We start from the raw sequence: 13,113 nt of genomic DNA on the forward strand, positions 1-13,113 counted from the left end.
GGCTGGAACCCGAGAATGCAGACCTTGCCCAACAACCTGTATGGCCGGAACGGTTTTTGTAGTACTCAGAAAATATGAAGCCGACGGTCACGACACTTGATACGCCTGAAGTGGAAACGCTCGACGTGGAAATTGTCGAGCGCAAAGGCCTTGGGCACCCGGACAGCATTTGCGACGCCATTGCCGAACAATTCAGCCTTTCGCTTTGCCGTTTCTATCTGGATCGGTTCGGCCTCGTACTTCACCACAACGTCGACAAGGCGCTATTGTGGGGCGGTAGCGCACGCCCGGCTTTCGGCGGCGGCGAAGTGAAACAGCCTTTCGAGTTCTTTGTTGCGGGGCGCGCCACGGCCGAGTTCAAGGGCATCAAGGTGCCGGTCGAGAAATTGTTCCATGAAGCCGCAACGACCTGGCTGCGGCAGCATATGCACGCCCTCGACCCGACAACAGACGCGGTTTTCCATACTTTGACGAGGTCCGGTTCACCCGATCTGGTCGATCTGTTCCTGCGTCAACGTTCAGAGGGGGTTGCGCTGGCGAATGACACATCCCTCGGCGTCGGTTACGCGCCGCTGAGCGAGTTGGAAACGATCGTTTTGCGGCTAGAGCAGCATCTGAACTCACCATCTGTCAAAGCGGCCCATCCAGAGATCGGCGAAGACATAAAGATCATGGGCGTCCGAAATGCTGGCATCATCCAGCTGACGATCGGTTGTGCGTTCGTCGATCGTTTTGTTTCAGGCCTGCATGAATATTGCGCGGCAAAAACGCGTGTCGCTGAGATGGCCATGCAAATTGGCAGGCGCTTCACCGACAGGGACATCGTGGTCAACGTCAACGCGGCCGACAACGTGGCCACTGAGAGTGTTTTTATGACTGTGACCGGAACGTCAGCGGAATCGGGCGACGATGGCGAAGCCGGGCGCGGAAACAGGGCAAACGGATTGATCACACCCTATCGCCCAATGACCATGGAATCGATCGCTGGCAAGAACCCGATCACCCATGTTGGAAAACTCTACAATCTCGCCGCTGGGCTGGTCGCGCATGCACTTGTGGAAGAGATACCGGATGTCATCGAAGCACAGTGCTTCCTGGTCAGCGAGATCGGCAGGCCGGTCAACGAACCTCAGGCAGTGGATATCAAGTTGCGGCTGCGCGATCCTGCCCGGATGCCGGATGCACGACACTTCGCGCAAGAAATAGCCGCGGATCAAATCTCTCGCCTTGATCAGATATGGTTACAGTCGTTGAACGGCGAGATTGGTTTCAATCGCTGGCCCCTGAAATAGGGCGAAAACCACACAAGGCAAAACCGCGATGGCATAGCAACTTGCCCTGGAGTTCACGACGAAATTTACAACGTTGGAACGACAGCTTTGTCCCGCTGACCGGACGCAACACAATGCCGGGTCTCATCGGATTCGATTTTGTGGCAAGCGACAAAAAATGCGCCACCCGCCCGGGTCCCGGCAGTGTCGAAACAGTCGTCTTTTGTTTATCAACCCAAGGCGCGGGAATGGCCCGGTTTCGTACAATTCGTACGTTTCGTACGTCGGCTGGCGTTTCTGACGCGGATCGCGTACGAAATTCACGTACGTTTCGTACGCTTCGTACGAAACCCGGCGTCCATTTTCCAACGGCGAATCCCTTGACGCCCAGGCTCTTTGCGCCTAAAGACCGCGAGATCGGAATTCCGGGCGCTGCCTCTGGCGGTGCCCATTTATATTGAGAGGGGCGCCGCCGCCCCTTCAGCAAAGACGAGGATGAACCCATGTCGCGCCGCTGCGAACTGACCGGAATAGGCCCCATGGTTGGCAACAACAACAGCCACGCCAACAATAAAACCAGACGTCGGTATCTGCCGAACCTGAATGATGTGACCCTGCAGTCCGAAACCCTGAACCGTGGTATCAAGCTGCGGATCACGGCAAAGGCGCTGCGCAGCGTTGATCATCGGGGCGGGCTGGACGCGTACCTTGCAAAGGCCAAAGATACCGAACTGTCGGCGAACGCGCTGAAAGTAAAGAAAGAAATCGCCAAAGCTCAGGTCGCTACTGCCTGATACGGTCTTTCTTTGACGGGAATTTCAAACAGCCCTGCCAGACCGGCAGGGCTGTTTCCTTTTGTCGCTTTCCTCTTGCCGAAAGGCGTGCCTATATCGGCTTGAGATGAAACTGATGCGTCCATATCTGGGGTTTGCCCTTTGCCTGATGCTGGCCATCACCAGCCATTCAGCGGCTGTCGCACGCGGTGCGCCAGGCCCGGCAGGTCAGATGGTTCTGTGCACAGGCACGGGCCCGGTGACTGTTCTGGTTGATGCGCAAGGACAGCCCACAGGTGCCGTTCATATCTGCCCCGACTATGCGCTTGCGCTTTTTGCGGCGTTGGATTCGCCAGCGGCTTTGCCGCTCTATTTCGCAAACAGCACTCTGCTTCATACTATTGAAATCAAACCGGAAATCGAAATTTTCGAACGCCCTGCATTCCAGGCGCGCGCGCCACCTTTGGCTTCCTGATCACATTTTTCCCCTTCAAAGCAGTTCAACAATAAGGAGAGGCGCAATGTCTTTCAAATCAACCGTCCTAGCCGCCATGACAGCCGCCACACTTGCCTTGCCCGCCTTCGCGCAAGATATCATGATCCTCGATTCCTATGCCCGCAGTGCCTCACCCGTGGCAAAATCCGGGGCAGCCTTTCTGGTGATCGAAAACCGCTCGGATCAGGATGACCGGCTGATCGGCGTGGCATCGCCGGCGGCCAAACTGGTTCAAATGCACACCCACACGCAAAACAGCGAAGGCGTGATGCAGATGCGCCATGTTAAAGAAGGATTTGCCCTGCCCGGTGAAGGCATGATCATGATGGAGCGGGGTGGTAACCATGTGATGTTCATGGGGCTTAACGTCCCTTTCAAACAAGGCGACCTGATCCCGCTGACCCTGACGTTTGAAAAGGCGGGTGATATCAAGGTCGAGGTGCCCGTGGATCTGGAGCGCCAACCCGGCATGGGCCACAAACACAAGAACACTGAATAAGACAGAAGGTTCCTCCTCGGGCGGCGCTGCCGCCGTCGTCGAAACCTTTGGGCGCCCGACCTAGGCTGTCAGCAAATCGTCAACCCACCGTGGAACGATTTCTGACGCGGGGCCCAGGAAGCGCTGATCGAAGTCGCGTGCATTGGCTGATGGCTCCAGGTTCAATTCAACCGTCCGCGCGCCCATCCGGCGCGCGTGCTGCGCATAAGCAGCCGCCGGATAGACCTGCCCCGAGGTGCCGATAGAGGCAAAGATGTCAGCAGAGGCAAGGGCCGGGTCTATGACCGACATCCCATAAGGTACTTCGCCAAACCAAACGATATCCGGCCTTGTCGTCTGTTTCTTACAGGCCGGACATGTATCCGAGGGCCGCATTTCCATAGGCGCTTTCCAGCGAAACCCGCAGACCTGACACAGCGCACCCGTCAGCGCGCCGTGCATCTGCACGACATTTCGGCTTCCGGCCCGGTCGTGCAGGTCATCCACATTCTGGGTAATGATCAGCACATCCCCATCAAACCCGGCTTCCAACCGCGCCAGAGCCAGATGTGCCGCATTGGGCTGTGCCTGCACTGCCTGTGCACGGCGGGTATTGTAAAACCGGTGGACCAAAGCGGGATCACGGGCAAAAGCCTCGGGCGTTGCCACATCCTCGATCCGGTGTTTTGCCCATAACCCGCCTTCGTCGCGAAATGTTCCAAGTCCGCTTTCGGCAGAAATGCCCGCTCCTGTGAGTATAACTATTTTTTTCATGCCGTAGTTTCGCTGAATTTTCCGAATAAAGTCAAAGCTGAGCTTCGGTGCGAGGGTTGAAAAATAGATTGAACCAATAGCCGGGATTTTCCAATGTTTCGTGATACGAACCCAATTCATGAGTTTCGTGGCCCTTTGGGAATCCCTGTGCAGATCGGCGGTTCTCTGATTGTTCTGGCACTCTTTGATCTTTCCACTTCAGGTGGGAATTTCGCGTGAACGCTGACCTTTGCCGCGATGCTGATCGTTGCGATATTCCTGCACGAAATGGGACATGCCTGGGCCGTTGTTTTTCGGTCTGCGCGCCCGGCAGGGAACAACACGCCAGTAAGGTTGCTAACCGACTACGCCCCGCAATCCGGCAAGCATCATATACCAGACCCTTACTATACGCACGATTTTGAGGGAACGCTTGACCTGATTGAACAGGCAGTAAAGGGCCTGAACGCTGCAATAGGTTGATCCTGATATGGCGGGTTCCAGACCGAATATCGGGCTTTTGCGTAAAAATCCTCCCAAGCCTGTAAATCAAGGTTTCAGGTTTTCCGAAACGACTGTTTAGCGCAGAGAAAAACAAGGGAGACTGGCGCGCAAATCGCTTGCTCGAGAAGGGAGTCAGGCGCATTCCAGTGGGTAAGGAGATATTGCTGATGGCCCTGACCTACCTGAAAACTGCCCCCGGAGAGCCACCACAAACGGCCGCTGACATTGTTGACACCGTGCAGGTGATGCTGGCACGGCTGAAGGCAGGTGGCGCACAAGTGGCACTGGAATATGCCCACACGCTGGATGGCTGGCAGGGCGGGATCACCGTCACGAGCGACCAGATCGTGGCGGCGATTGAAGCAGTGCCGCAGGCTCTCAAGGACGACATCCAGTGGGCGCATGACAATATCTCGCGTTTTGCCGAAGCTCAGCGCGCGACAGCGCAGGACATGCAGGTAGAACTGCGCCCAGGTCTGATTGCCGGACAGCGACAAATTCCGCTGCAGGCGGCGGGCTGCTATGTGCCGGGCGGTCGCTATACCCATATCGCATCCGCATTGATGTCAATCGGCACTGCACGCGTGGCAGGTGTACCTGACATCACGGCAGTTTCGCCCCCAAACGGGGCCGAGGGCATTCCGGCCGCAATGCTATATGCCATGAACCTTGCCGGCGCGACACGCATCCTGACCATTGGCGGCGTGCAAGGGATTGCCGCGATGGCCTTTGGCATGTTTGGCGCCCCAAGGGCAGATATCCTGGTCGGGCCTGGCAATGCCTATGTGGCCGAGGCCAAGCGCCAGCTTTACGGCCCGATTGGCATTGATATGTTTGCGGGCCCCACCGATAGCCTTGTGCTCGCCGATGAAACCGCTGATCCTGAAACCGTTTCTGTCGACCTGGTCGGTCAAGCAGAGCACGGGGCAAATTCACCGGTCTGGCTTGCCACCACTCACAAATCACTGGCCGATCAGGTTTTGGCACGGGTGCCGGCTCTGATCGCTGATCTACCCGAGCCAAACCGGCAAGCCGCGCTGACCGCCTGGACTAACCTGGCTGAAATTGTACTGTGCGACAGCGCGGAAGAGATGGCGCACTATGCGGATGAAAAAGCGCCCGAGCATCTGCACGTACAGGCACGCGACCTGCCGTGGTGGCGCGAGCGTCTCAGGGCCTATGGTTCACTTTTTCTGGGAGAAGAAACGACCGTGGCATTTGGCGACAAGGCCGCAGGCCCCAACCACGTTTTGCCCACCAGTGGAGCCGCTCGTTATACAGGGGGGCTGTCAGTACATAAATTCCTGAAAACCGTGACCTGGCAACAGGTAGATCAACGCACTCTGCCCGATCTGGCCCGTGTCACCGCCAGCCTCAGCCGTGCCGAACGTATGGAGGGACATGCCCGTTCGGCCGATATCCGGTTGCCCAAGACGGCACCCGGGAAGCGGGCTGCAAACGACTGATCCCACTACGCTTGAACAAACACTGCTTCAGGATCAGCGAAAGGCCGGTCGCGTCATACGGTCAAGGCCCTGACACCGGCCACAGAAATCGCCGCCGCATCATATTGCAATCGCACCCAGGCTGCATCGGTCAGGTCGTTGCCTCCGGTGCGCGTCCGTACCAATCTGATGTTTAACCGCGTAGCGGGCAATTGGCCGGACAGGTCCACCAGTTCGCCGCGCTCCAGCGACTCGTGCGCCACCGAGCGGGGCAGCCAGCCGATCCCCAGCCCCTGCCGGATAAACTGTAGCACCGCCGGTGTCAGCCCGGTTTCGGCCACGTTATAGGTTGTCGTCTCGCGCGACAGCTGGGGCAGAATATGCATTCTTAAAACCTCGCCCAGATAGATGTCAGCAGGATAGGTGATCAATGGCAGATCCCTGCGCGCCAACGCCTCGCGTATCGTGTCATGATCGCGCAGATTACCAACCGGAATCAGGCCATCCACACCAAGAGGTATCTGCTCGAACAGGCCAATGTCGAATTCCAGCGCATCCTCGGCGGTCTCGTATACCAGCCCAAAATCCACCTCCTGACGCAAAAGCATCAGATGGCAGGCACTGCGCGTGCCTGAGCGTATCCGCAGTTCAACATCCCGGCTTTGGCCCAGACTGCGCGCCAGCCCGGGCGACACCATGGTTGTCAGCGCATGTTGGCATCCCAGCGACAGACGTTTGCGGTGCTGACCGTGGATATCCGACAGGCCCAATCGCAATTCCCGAAAGCGTCTTGCCGCCTCGCGCAATTCGAACTCCATCATCCGGACATGCGGCAGCAAGGTGACTGGCTTGCGATCCCGGTCAAACAGCGCGCAACCAAGTGCATGTTCAATGCTCCGAATCCGGCGAGTAAAGGCCGAGGCCGTCAGATACCGGCGCTCTGCGGCGGCGCTGAACGATCCCGTATCAAGCACCGCCAGAATATCTTCGATCCACTCAAGTCTCATGCACGATCCTAACTTGCAATTTCCGCAAGTTAAAGTCGATATTTCGAAATTGTATGCGAGAACGAGATGTGGTTTCTTTCGCAAAAAGAAAGTTAAGGAGTCTGCAATGAATCTCGCCAAATTTCCCCGCGTCCACCTTGCCCACCTGCCCACCCCGCTGGAACTGATGCCGCGCCTTTCCGAACACCTGGGCGGGCCAGAAATCTGGATCAAACGGGACGATTGCACCGGGCTTTCGACCGGCGGCAACAAGACCCGTAAACTGGAATTTCTGATGGCCGAAGCGCAGGCGCAAGGCGCTGATATTGTACTGACCCAAGGGGCCACCCAATCCAACCACGCCCGCCAGACCGCAGCGGCGGCCGCCAAACTGGGCATGGATTGCCATATCCTGCTGGAGGACCGCACTGGCTATAACTATGACAATTACAAATATAACGGCAACGTCCTGCTGGACCACCTGCACGGTGCAACGATGGAACATCGCGGCCCCGATCTGGATATGAACGCCGAAATGGAAGCCGTGGCCGACAAATTCCGCGCCGAAGGCCGCAATGCCTATACCATCCCCGGCGGTGGCTCGAACGCCACGGGCGCGCTAGGCTATGTCAATTGTGCTTTGGAAATGCTGGGCCAGTTTGTCACCACCGGCCTGAACGTAGATCACATCGTGCATGCCACCGGCAGCGCGGGCACGCAGGCGGGGCTGATTACCGGCCTAAAAGCCATGAACGCCAACATTCCCCTGCTGGGCATCGGCGTACGCGCACCCAAAGCCAAGCAAGAGGAAAATGTCTATAATCTGGCTGTCAAAACCGCCGAGAAGCTGGGCTGCCCTGGTGTTGTCGCGCGTGAAGATGTCGTGGCCAATACCGACTACGTTGGTCCCGGCTACGGTATGCCAGGCGATGATACCCTGGAAGCCATAGATATCTTCGCAAGAACCGAGGCGATTCTACTGGATCCGGTCTATTCTGCCAAAGGGGCTGCCGGACTGATTGACCTGTGCCGCAAAGGCCATTTCAAAAAGGGTGAAAAGGTGGTGTTCCTTCATACCGGCGGCGCCATTGGTCTGGCCGGCTACAGCCACTGTTTTAACGTTCCAAAATGAAACCGGTCGGCGTGCTTGGCGGGATGGGCCCCGAAGCGACCATCGCGCTGATGCAAAAGGTACTGCGTGCGGTGCCTGCGACGGACGATGCTGATCACATACCGCTGATCGTGCATCAGAACCCGCAGGTGCCAAGCCGCATCAAGGCGCTGATCGAAGGCACCGGGCCCAGCCCTGCACCGGTGCTGGTACAAATGGCATGCGACCTGAAACTGGCCGGCGCGCAAGCGCTGGCCATGCCTTGCAATACTGCACACCACTATGCCCACTCTGTGGCTGGCGCAACCGACCTGCCCTTTTTGAACATGCTGGAACTGACAGCGCAGACGCTGGCCGCGTCCGGCGCGAAAAGAATCGGCATGCTGGCCTCGCCCGCCACGCGAATTGCAGGGGTCTTTGATATGCCCTTTGCCGCCAATGGGCTGACCGCTGTAACTGCCCCGGATGACACTGCAATCCTGTCACTCATTCGTTCCGTCAAGGCTGGGCAAAGCAGTGACCAGCTTGGGTTAGCGCTACACGCAGAGGCGACAAAACTGCTTGACGCGGGCGCCGACCATCTGCTGATCGCCTGCACGGAATTGTCGCTGTTGACCGAATTTCTACCCGACGGCGCAGACTGGTCTGACAGCCTTGATTGCCTTACTGCCGCAATTGTTGAGTTTTCCGCACATTAGAGCGTTTTGCGATCAAGCTGCATCACTGCTGTATCTTGAAACGCTTTAGACCGATTTTGCGGTTACTTTTTCAATGTGGATACGCATCTCTTCAGCTTCACGTCGCGCCTCGCGCAACCCGTCCATCGTGGCAGCCAATTCGGCCTCTGTCTGGCTTAACTGATTGGTCAGTTCGGCCTCGCGCTGCTGAAGATATGTAATCGCCTGATCGCGGGTTTCTTCGGCCTCGTGCAGTTCTTGCGCCATTTTCTCCAGCTCACCCACGTCCGATTGCGATACGCGGATAAACTTGTGAACCAGCCAGTTGGCAAACCAACCCATGCAAAACGCCACAAACAGCACGATGGCAGTGGCGATGATAAACTCAGTTCTGTTCATCTGGCGTGTCTTCCTGGTTAGGGCTCTCTGCCCCTTCTTCAACCGGTTCCTCAAGGCTTTCAAGACCTGTCTGCCGTTCCTTTACAGGTTCGGGACGGATCAGACGAAATTCGATCCGGCGATTGGCCTCGCGCCCGCCTTCACTATCGTTATCGGCAATTGGCTGGCTTTCGCCATACCCCTTCGCCGAGATCGACGAGGTCAGAACCCTGCGCAACCGCAATTCGTTCAGAACCGCATTTGCCCGCGCCTGGCTAAGTTGCTGGTTCATAATTTCGCGCCCCTGGCTATCTGTATGACCGCCAATTTCCATGCGAATCTCGCCGCATTTCTTCAGGACCTTGGCGATGTCGTCCATGATAGACGCACCGCTTGAGTCGATCGTCGAAGAACCCGGCTCGAAATTGATTTTTCGGGTCAGCTGTATTTCGGCGATCTGTTCTTCGCATTCATCCGGCGTCGGAATACCGGCAACTGGATCAAGTGCTTTTTTGTAGGTCACATCGATAGAAAATTTTTCAGCTTCCCCCAGCTTTTCGGACAAAAACTGCGAGATCAGCGCGCTTGCCTCTTTGCGACCGGTATTGCCACGCACACTCAGGCTGTCTGGCGTAACAGTCACGGCCCCGTTTGACAGGTAGGAAAGGGTCTCCAGCCCGGTCAGGATGCGAAGTGGCCAGTCCTGTGGCAAACCTTCCGCCACGCGCGCTGTTGTATGAACCGAGTCCGAGGTAAAGCGCGCCCTAGCGAAACTATCAACCGTTTCACGGGTCAGTTCACTTCCAACCCGGCCCCTGATCTGCACCAACCCTTCAGGCGACAAAGTGGCGACGAACTCGGGTGCAACCGGCGCACTTTCATCAGGTGGTTCCGGTAATACCGCATGCAGGGCAAATACTTCGGGCAGAGTGTTTTCCAGCCGCCCAACAACGTCATCAAATGTGCGTTGCGGTGTTCCTTCGCTGGCCAGCAACGAAATATCTGCATCCGAAATTGTTAGACTCCCGCTCCCTAGCTCTGCAAGCGCTGCAATGGCCTGCACCGAGGCCGCCCCCCACTGAGGTGAAGGAACTCCAAGTCCGATTGTACACTCGGCCTTTACCTGCAGACCGGCCTTGCCGGCAGCGCTCAGAATTTCTTGACGGGCCTCTTCGGTATCTGCGGAACAGGCATCAAACCGGGCGTTGCCGTCCTCAATCAGAAATCTAAGCGTAAAAGGCGTGATAACAGGCCGTGGTGCAGAAATATTCAAAGCCAGCCGAACATCATCGGGGATTCGGCGGGCCAATTCAGTCTCGACTTTCGCCTTGTCTTCTGCGCTGTCGGCCATGGCCGTAATCTGAACCCGTTCGGCGTCTACCGAAATTTTTGTACGAGGCAGGTCTTCAAGTGATTTCACCGCATAGCCCAAAGCACGCGGCCAGGTTCTGGGTTGGGGATAATCAGCTGATTCCAACAAATCAGCCACCTTCGCACCACCCGTAATCTTTGATATATCTTGCAACAACTTTTCACGGTCCGTCGCAGCCGGGATCAGCCCGATCAAAGAAATACCATGGTCATTTCTTAAAATTTCAACCGAAAACCTTGGTGGTGTGACATCGGCCGTATCTTCGACCAACATCTGGTCGATTACCCGAGCGGCATCTACAACGGTACCGGCAACCGAAAGGGCCTTGAAGCGCGTTGCTTCACTTGGGGCCGTGCCACCTAGAAAAATCTGCAAACCATCCGCATCTACTTCGGTCCAGACTAGGCCGTTTTTATCCAGCGTGTCGCGCACCGAAACACGCGAATTATCTTCGATGACAGTTACCGAAAACCTCGCTGCGACAAGGCACAGAACCGCAGCCACCAGAAAGGTCGCGGAAATCGCAAAAATCGAAGACAGGCGCATCAGAGGGGCCGTTTTTTTGTTACTCATAAGTCTTTAGGCGGTGAAGGCACCAAGTTCAATCACAGGAGAAGCGCTACGGCGAAAAACAGCATAGGCAGAAAGCCGGCGTTGCGATTCGACCGAAACAGCCGTAGCAGACCCGCGTTGTCAGAAGCGTCGAAATGGCGGAGTTGCCATTGCAGGTGCCAACCCAGGGCCCAGGGGCCGCAAATGGCCACCAGCAATGCCAGAAACCGCCCATCCGGAACGGCCATGATGACCGCCCCGGCCTGCAACGATACGGTCGCCACAAGAAACCAACGCAACCATTTTGGAGTATTTTCACCAAACAGGCGTGCAGTGGATTTGACCCCGATCAGCGCATCATCCTCGGCATCCTGATGGGCATAGATCGTGTCATAAAACAGAGTCCAGGCAATACCCGAAACGTAAAGGATAACGGCAGGCAACTCCAACCGGCCGGTATGGGCGGTCCAGGCCAGCAAAGCCCCCCAGTTGAAAGCCAGCCCCAGAAAAACCTGCGGCCACCACGTAAAACGTTTTGCAAATGGATAAATTGCCACTGGCAGCAGCGACAGAACACCAAGACCTATGGCCGCGATGTTAAAGGTCAGAAGGATGCCAAACGCCACAAGCGTCTGTGCCGCCAACCAGACCAGCGCCTGTTTGACCCGAACCTGCCCCGAGGGGATGGGCCGTGACGCGGTGCGTGCCACGCTGCCGTCGATATGCCGGTCGGTGATATCGTTCCAGGTACATCCCGCCCCGCGCATCAAAAACGCGCCAAGGGCACAGCTTACAAGAATCCAAAGATCAAACCATGTGGCGCGTCCGTCATGCAACATTGCCAGCAGCAGCCCCCACCAGCAGGGCAGCAGCAGCAGCCATGTGCCAATCGGTCGGTCCGCTCGGCTGAGGCGCAGATAGGGCCGTGCGGGTGCTGGCGCCAGCCGATCAACCCAATTGTCCTGAACCGCATCGGCAACCTTGCCTGTGGCCTCTGGCGTCTGGTCATTCCCGGTCATATGTTAGCCCCATGAAAGCAGCAAAGATCAGGCTTTATGTAGAGCACCCTTTGGGGGAAGGGCAAACCATTCCTCTGACGCGTGAGCAGGCACATTATCTGTTCGGGGTGATGCGTCTGAACATCAGCGATGCGGTATCGCTGTTTAACGGGCGCGACGGCGAATGGCGCGCTGAGGTGGCCGAGGCCGGCAAGCGAAATGGCAGCCTGCGCGTCGATATGCGGACACGCCGGTTGCAGATGCCACCTGACCTGTGGCTGATGTTTGCACCGATCAAAAAAGCGCGCACCGATTTCATTGTTGAGAAGGCGACCGAGATGGGCGCCGCGCGCATCTGCCCTGTGCAGACGGATTTCACCAATGCCGAGCGTATCCGTCAGGACCGGTTGCAGGCCCATGCGATCGAGGCCGCCGAGCAATGCGGAGGCACTTATGTACCTGAGGTCTGCGAGCTGCAGCGGCTGGACCGGATGCTGCCGGGCTGGCCAGAGGATCGCCAACTGATGTTCTGCGATGAATCACTGGTTGGCGCGGCGAAAACACTGGGTAAAGCGCAGGGTGAAAAATGGGCGATCCTGATTGGCCCCGAAGGCGGCTTCTCAGACGCCGAACGTCAGCGTCTGCACAGCCTGCCCTTCGCACACGCTGTCAGCCTTGGGCCCCGCATCCTGCGCGCTGACACGGCGGCGGTGGCGGCGATGACGGTCTGGCAGCAGGCCTTGGGGGATTGGGGATGAGCTTTATCCGCCCCGAGGCGCGCGCCGCGCTTTGGCGCTGGCGCGAGGTGCTGTTGGGGGGGGCGGTGCTGTTCCTGGGCAGTTGGTGGGCGTTTGGCACATTTGGCTTGTTGCATTGGCTGGGCTTTGCGGTGTTGGTGATGGGCGCGGTGATGATAGCTGCGGGTATTCAGCGGGCGCGGTTTCGCATGGGGCGTGGTGGTCCGGGCATCGTCAAGGTGACCGAACGGCAAGTCACCTACTACGGCCCTCTGACCGGCGGCGTAGTGGCGATGTCAGAGATGTCCTCGCTCATCCTTGATCCAACCGCCAAACCACCGCAGTGGGTGCTTAGTCAGCCCATGCAGCCCGATTTGACGATCCCACTTACTGCCGAAGGCGCCGAGGCGCTGTTTGATGTCTTTGCGACCCTACCTGGGATTCGCACGGAAAAGATGCTTTCAGAAATGCACCGCGACAGTGATCAACCCGTCGTGATCTGGCAACGTCCCGCCGTTTGGCTGCATTGACAGCAGCCCCGATAAACGCCACTTGTGGCTTCCGTTAAAACCCTGACCAGCC

General features: G+C 57.4%; 14 protein-coding genes and 1 pseudogene. 10 read left to right on the forward strand and 5 right to left on the reverse strand.

What is annotated here, in order from left to right; genetic code table 11:
* Nucleotides 1-74 precede the first annotated feature (74 nt).
* The 4 genes from PEL8287_RS15790 (at nt 75) to PEL8287_RS15805 (ending at nt 3,039) form a co-directional block, all read left to right on the forward strand.
* Nucleotides 75-1,292: a methionine adenosyltransferase gene (locus PEL8287_RS15790; protein WP_085893403.1), complete on the forward strand. Its 1,218-nt coding sequence runs from the start codon at nt 75-77 to the stop codon at nt 1,290-1,292.
* A 482-nt stretch (nt 1,293-1,774) separates the two neighbouring features.
* Complete coding sequence (gene rpmB / locus PEL8287_RS15795; RefSeq protein WP_085893404.1) at nt 1,775-2,065, forward strand: 50S ribosomal protein L28; 291 nt, start codon at nt 1,775-1,777, stop codon at nt 2,063-2,065.
* A 106-nt stretch (nt 2,066-2,171) separates the two neighbouring features.
* The gene (locus PEL8287_RS15800; protein WP_085893405.1) at nt 2,172-2,519 is read left to right on the forward strand and encodes a hypothetical protein; all 348 of its coding nucleotides are present in this window, start codon (nt 2,172-2,174) and stop codon (nt 2,517-2,519) included.
* Nucleotides 2,520-2,565: 46 nt separating this feature from the next.
* Complete coding sequence (locus PEL8287_RS15805) at nt 2,566-3,039, forward strand: copper chaperone PCu(A)C (RefSeq protein ID WP_085893406.1); 474 nt, start codon at nt 2,566-2,568, stop codon at nt 3,037-3,039.
* A gap of 60 nt (nt 3,040-3,099) precedes the next feature.
* Here the strand turns inward: PEL8287_RS15805 and PEL8287_RS15810 are convergent, their stop codons facing one another.
* The gene (locus tag PEL8287_RS15810; protein WP_085893407.1) at nt 3,100-3,792 is read right to left on the reverse strand and encodes an NAD-dependent deacylase; all 693 of its coding nucleotides are present in this window, start codon (nt 3,790-3,792) and stop codon (nt 3,100-3,102) included.
* A 303-nt stretch (nt 3,793-4,095) separates the two neighbouring features.
* On the opposite strand from PEL8287_RS15810, the pseudogene PEL8287_RS20365 reads away from it, so the two are divergent.
* Both PEL8287_RS20365 and hisD read left to right on the forward strand, forming a co-directional pair.
* Nucleotides 4,096-4,254, forward strand: a pseudogene (locus PEL8287_RS20365) (arsenate reductase/protein-tyrosine-phosphatase family protein); the annotation flags it as partial.
* 188 nt (nt 4,255-4,442) lie between these two features.
* Nucleotides 4,443-5,741, forward strand: coding sequence for a histidinol dehydrogenase (hisD, locus tag PEL8287_RS15820; protein ID WP_085893409.1), 1,299 nt, complete (start codon nt 4,443-4,445; stop codon nt 5,739-5,741).
* A gap of 53 nt (nt 5,742-5,794) precedes the next feature.
* Here hisD and PEL8287_RS15825 read toward each other — a convergent pair whose 3' ends face one another.
* Nucleotides 5,795-6,727, reverse strand: coding sequence for a LysR family transcriptional regulator (locus tag PEL8287_RS15825; protein ID WP_085893410.1), 933 nt, complete (start codon nt 6,725-6,727; stop codon nt 5,795-5,797).
* 106 nt (nt 6,728-6,833) lie between these two features.
* On the opposite strand from PEL8287_RS15825, the gene cuyA reads away from it, so the two are divergent.
* A complete protein-coding gene (cuyA, locus tag PEL8287_RS15830; RefSeq protein WP_085893411.1) occupies nt 6,834-7,838 on the forward strand; it encodes a D-cysteate sulfo-lyase in 1,005 nt (334 codons plus the stop codon).
* Nucleotides 7,835-8,515 (forward strand): cysteate racemase, encoded by a 681-nt coding sequence (gene cuyB / locus PEL8287_RS15835; protein WP_085893412.1) that lies wholly within the window; start codon nt 7,835-7,837, stop codon nt 8,513-8,515. Before cuyA ends, cuyB begins: the two co-directional genes overlap by 4 nt.
* Nucleotides 8,516-8,560: 45 nt before the next feature.
* Here cuyB and PEL8287_RS15840 read toward each other — a convergent pair whose 3' ends face one another.
* From PEL8287_RS15840 to ubiA, 3 genes are read right to left on the reverse strand one after another with little or no spacing between them, the layout of a single operon-like run.
* Nucleotides 8,561-8,893: a hypothetical protein gene (locus PEL8287_RS15840; protein WP_085893413.1), complete on the reverse strand. Its 333-nt coding sequence runs from the start codon at nt 8,891-8,893 to the stop codon at nt 8,561-8,563.
* On the reverse strand, nt 8,880-10,790 hold the full coding sequence (locus tag PEL8287_RS15845; protein WP_085893518.1) for an OmpA family protein: 1,911 nt from the start codon (nt 10,788-10,790) through the stop codon (nt 8,880-8,882). Before PEL8287_RS15845 ends, PEL8287_RS15840 begins: the two co-directional genes overlap by 14 nt.
* 59 nt (nt 10,791-10,849) lie before the next feature.
* On the reverse strand, nt 10,850-11,815 hold the full coding sequence (ubiA, locus tag PEL8287_RS15850) for a 4-hydroxybenzoate octaprenyltransferase (protein ID WP_085893414.1): 966 nt from the start codon (nt 11,813-11,815) through the stop codon (nt 10,850-10,852).
* 11 nt (nt 11,816-11,826) lie between these two features.
* On the opposite strand from ubiA, the gene PEL8287_RS15855 reads away from it, so the two are divergent.
* Nucleotides 11,827-12,552, forward strand: coding sequence for a 16S rRNA (uracil(1498)-N(3))-methyltransferase (locus PEL8287_RS15855; RefSeq protein WP_085893415.1), 726 nt, complete (start codon nt 11,827-11,829; stop codon nt 12,550-12,552).
* Nucleotides 12,549-13,061, forward strand: a complete 513-nt coding sequence (locus PEL8287_RS15860) for a hypothetical protein (protein WP_085893416.1) — start codon at nt 12,549-12,551, stop codon at nt 13,059-13,061. The genes PEL8287_RS15855 and PEL8287_RS15860 overlap by 4 nt, the downstream gene beginning before the upstream one ends.
* Nucleotides 13,062-13,113 lie beyond the last annotated feature (52 nt).

The sequence above is a fragment of the Roseovarius litorisediminis genome, assembly GCF_900172295.1.
Classification (GTDB): domain Bacteria; phylum Pseudomonadota; class Alphaproteobacteria; order Rhodobacterales; family Rhodobacteraceae; genus Roseovarius; species Roseovarius litorisediminis.

Excerpts from the sequence above, each read along its gene's own strand:
- PEL8287_RS15860 (WP_085893416.1), top strand. The coding sequence starts at position 12,549 with ATGAGCTTTATCCGCCCCGAGGCGCGCGCCGCGCTTTGGCGCTGGCGC.
- cuyA (WP_085893411.1), top strand. The coding sequence starts at position 6,834 with ATGAATCTCGCCAAATTTCCCCGCGTCCACCTTGCCCACCTGCCCACC.
- hisD (WP_085893409.1), top strand. The coding sequence starts at position 4,443 with ATGGCCCTGACCTACCTGAAAACTGCCCCCGGAGAGCCACCACAAACG.
- cuyB (WP_085893412.1), top strand. The coding sequence starts at position 7,835 with ATGAAACCGGTCGGCGTGCTTGGCGGGATGGGCCCCGAAGCGACCATC.
- ubiA (WP_085893414.1), bottom strand. The coding sequence starts at position 11,815 with ATGACCGGGAATGACCAGACGCCAGAGGCCACAGGCAAGGTTGCCGAT.
- PEL8287_RS15800 (WP_085893405.1), top strand. The coding sequence starts at position 2,172 with ATGAAACTGATGCGTCCATATCTGGGGTTTGCCCTTTGCCTGATGCTG.
- PEL8287_RS15810 (WP_085893407.1), bottom strand. The coding sequence starts at position 3,792 with ATGAAAAAAATAGTTATACTCACAGGAGCGGGCATTTCTGCCGAAAGC.
- PEL8287_RS15845 (WP_085893518.1), bottom strand. The coding sequence starts at position 10,790 with ATGCGCCTGTCTTCGATTTTTGCGATTTCCGCGACCTTTCTGGTGGCT.
- PEL8287_RS15825 (WP_085893410.1), bottom strand. The coding sequence starts at position 6,727 with ATGAGACTTGAGTGGATCGAAGATATTCTGGCGGTGCTTGATACGGGA.
- PEL8287_RS15840 (WP_085893413.1), bottom strand. The coding sequence starts at position 8,893 with ATGAACAGAACTGAGTTTATCATCGCCACTGCCATCGTGCTGTTTGTG.
- rpmB (WP_085893404.1), top strand. The coding sequence starts at position 1,775 with ATGTCGCGCCGCTGCGAACTGACCGGAATAGGCCCCATGGTTGGCAAC.
- PEL8287_RS15805 (WP_085893406.1), top strand. The coding sequence starts at position 2,566 with ATGTCTTTCAAATCAACCGTCCTAGCCGCCATGACAGCCGCCACACTT.
- PEL8287_RS15790 (WP_085893403.1), top strand. The coding sequence starts at position 75 with ATGAAGCCGACGGTCACGACACTTGATACGCCTGAAGTGGAAACGCTC.
- PEL8287_RS15855 (WP_085893415.1), top strand. The coding sequence starts at position 11,827 with ATGAAAGCAGCAAAGATCAGGCTTTATGTAGAGCACCCTTTGGGGGAA.